Origin of the sequence: Vreelandella boliviensis LC1 (genome assembly GCF_000236035.1) — a bacterium.
Classification (GTDB): Bacteria; Pseudomonadota; Gammaproteobacteria; order Pseudomonadales; family Halomonadaceae; genus Vreelandella; species Vreelandella boliviensis.
Genome location: NZ_JH393258.1, coordinates 1036658 through 1038959, shown reverse-complemented (window position 1 = coordinate 1038959; position 2302 = coordinate 1036658). Strand labels below are relative to the sequence as shown.

The following is a 2302-nucleotide window of genomic DNA, read 5'->3' as shown; positions in this document are numbered from 1 at the left end:
GCGCCCCGGAAAGCCGCAGCGCTATCGGCTGTCGGTTCGGGAGCCTCTGGGCGCACAACGCTTGACGGCAGAGTGACGCCGGGGGCAATCACTTCGGTCTCCGGCAGCAGGGTATAAAACTCAAACGTCGGCATCGACGGCTCGGCGGCTTGCTCGGTTTCCCGAGCGGCAGCGCGCTCTTCGCTACCTGAGGGCTTGGGCAGCACCGTGGCCTGAGGTGCTTCGCTCTGTTCTTGCCAGGGGGCGGTGCCGTGCTGGTGCTGCGCCAAAAAGAAGCCTGCCGCCATGCCGGCAAGACCCCATAGCCAGCCGGGTAGGCGGAAACCCCCGCCTGAGCTGCGGTTGGACTTGCGCTGGGAGGTGGCTCCGCGGCGGGGGGCGGGCTTTTTGCGCGGGCTAGCCATGGCTTACATCTCCTCTGGGGCGCTAACCCCCATTAAGTCAAGCCCATTGCGCAGCACTTGACGGGTGGCAAGGCCCAGCGCCAGACGCGTATTGCGTAGGGTGTCGTCCTCGACCATGACTTTGACGGCGTTGTAGCAGGTGTGGAAATCGCCGGAAAGATCAAGCAGATACTGAGCAACCTGCTGGGGCTCGCGATTTTTGGCCGCGGTTTCAACAACTTCAGGGAAGCGCGCCAAACGGTTCAGCACGGCTTTCTCCTGGTCGCTATCGAGTAGCGCAAGATTAGCCAGTGCTAGCGCGTGATCAAACGGCTGGTCGGCATCCTGGGCCTTGCGCAGCATGCTGCATACCCGGGCGTGGGCGTACTGGATGTAGTAAACCGGGTTGTCGTTGGACTGGGAGCGGGCCAGGTCAATATCAAAGGTGAGCTGGGAGTCGGCGCGGCGAGCGGCGAGGAAGAAGCGCGTGGCATCGCGGCCCACTTCATCGATCAAGTCGCGTACGGTGACGTAGCTACCGGCGCGCTTGGAGAGTTTCACCTCGACGCCAGAGCGGGTGACCATGACCATCTGGTGGAGTACGTAGTCGGGCCAGCCTTTGGGGATGCCCACCTCCAGCGCCTGTAAACCGGCGCGCACGCGGGTGACGGTGGAGTGGTGGTCGGCGCCCTGTTCGTTGATCACCGTTTTGAAGCCGCGCTGCCACTTGTCCAGATGGTAGGCCACATCGGGCAGGAAGTAGGTGTAGCCGCCGTCGCGTTTGCGCATCACACGGTCTTTGTCATCACCGAAGTCGGTGGTGCGTAGCCACATGGCGCCGTCATCTTCATAGGTGTGACCCGCGCTCACCAGCTTCTCAACGGTGGCGTCTACCTTGCCATCTTCATAGAGCGAGGACTCTAGGAAATAGACGTCAAACTCGACGCCGAAGGCTTTGAGATCCAGATCCTGTTCGCGACGCAGCCACGCTACGGCAAACGCTTGAATGGCGTCTAAATCGTCAGGATCTTTTTTGCCAGTGACTTCACGGTCATCGGCACTCACTGTTTTGCCTGCCAGGTAGTCGTTGGCGACATCGACGATATACTCGCCGCGATAGCCGTCTTCGGGCCAGCTTTCATCGTCAGGGCCCAGGCCTTTTACCCGCGCCTGCACCGAGCGGGCCAGATTGGCGATCTGGGCGCCCGCGTCGTTGTAGTAGAACTCGCGGGTGACATCAAAACCAGTGGCTTCGAGCAGGCGGCAGAGACAGTCGCCAATTGCCGCGCCGCGACCGTGACCGACATGGAGCGGGCCAGTGGGGTTGGCGGAAACGAACTCGACCTGAACTTTTGCCCCTTTACCCGCCATGCTGCGGCCAAAGGTGTCGCCGCAGTCGAGCACCTGGGCAACGATTTGCGCCGCGGCGTCGGCGGCGGCGAAAAAGTTGATAAAGCCGGGGCCCGCAATCTCGGTTTTTTGGATGGCGTCGCTGTCGGGCAGCGCTTCAACCAGCGCATTGGCTAATTCGCGCGGGTTTTTGCCAGCCGGTTTGGCCAGCATCAGTGCCAGATTGGTGGCGTAATCGCCGTGGGCCTTGTCTTTAGTCGGGTCGACTTTGATGCTGGGTTGTAGGTCGTTGGGCAGCACGCCTTGGTGCTTGAGCGCGGTGACTGCGCCTTCGAGCAGTGAAACTATCGTATCTTTCATTGAGGTATCCGGTGTCGTCGGTGGCGGCGTGTGCTAACGCGCAGCTGTAAAAGGTGCGTCGGTAAGGCAGCTATTATCGGCAATTGGGCCGCAGTTTCAAAGCCGCGTGATGGTAAGCCACGATTTAGGAGAGTGTTTAGGAGAGCGTTTGGGGGTCGATATCTATCGACCAACGTACTTTGCGCGCCTCGCGATTAGCTTCCAGCCAC

At 60.9% G+C, this 2302-nt stretch carries 1 protein-coding gene and 1 pseudogene; both read right to left on the bottom strand.

Translation table 11 applies throughout. The features are described from left to right. Window positions 1-404, bottom strand: a pseudogene (locus KUC_RS20080) (SPOR domain-containing protein); the annotation flags it as partial. A 3-nt stretch (window positions 405-407) separates the two neighbouring features. Then, window positions 408-2093 (bottom strand): arginine--tRNA ligase, encoded by a 1686-nt coding sequence (gene argS / locus KUC_RS13895; RefSeq protein ID WP_007113848.1) that lies wholly within the window; start codon window positions 2091-2093, stop codon window positions 408-410. Window positions 2094-2302 lie beyond the last annotated feature (209 nt).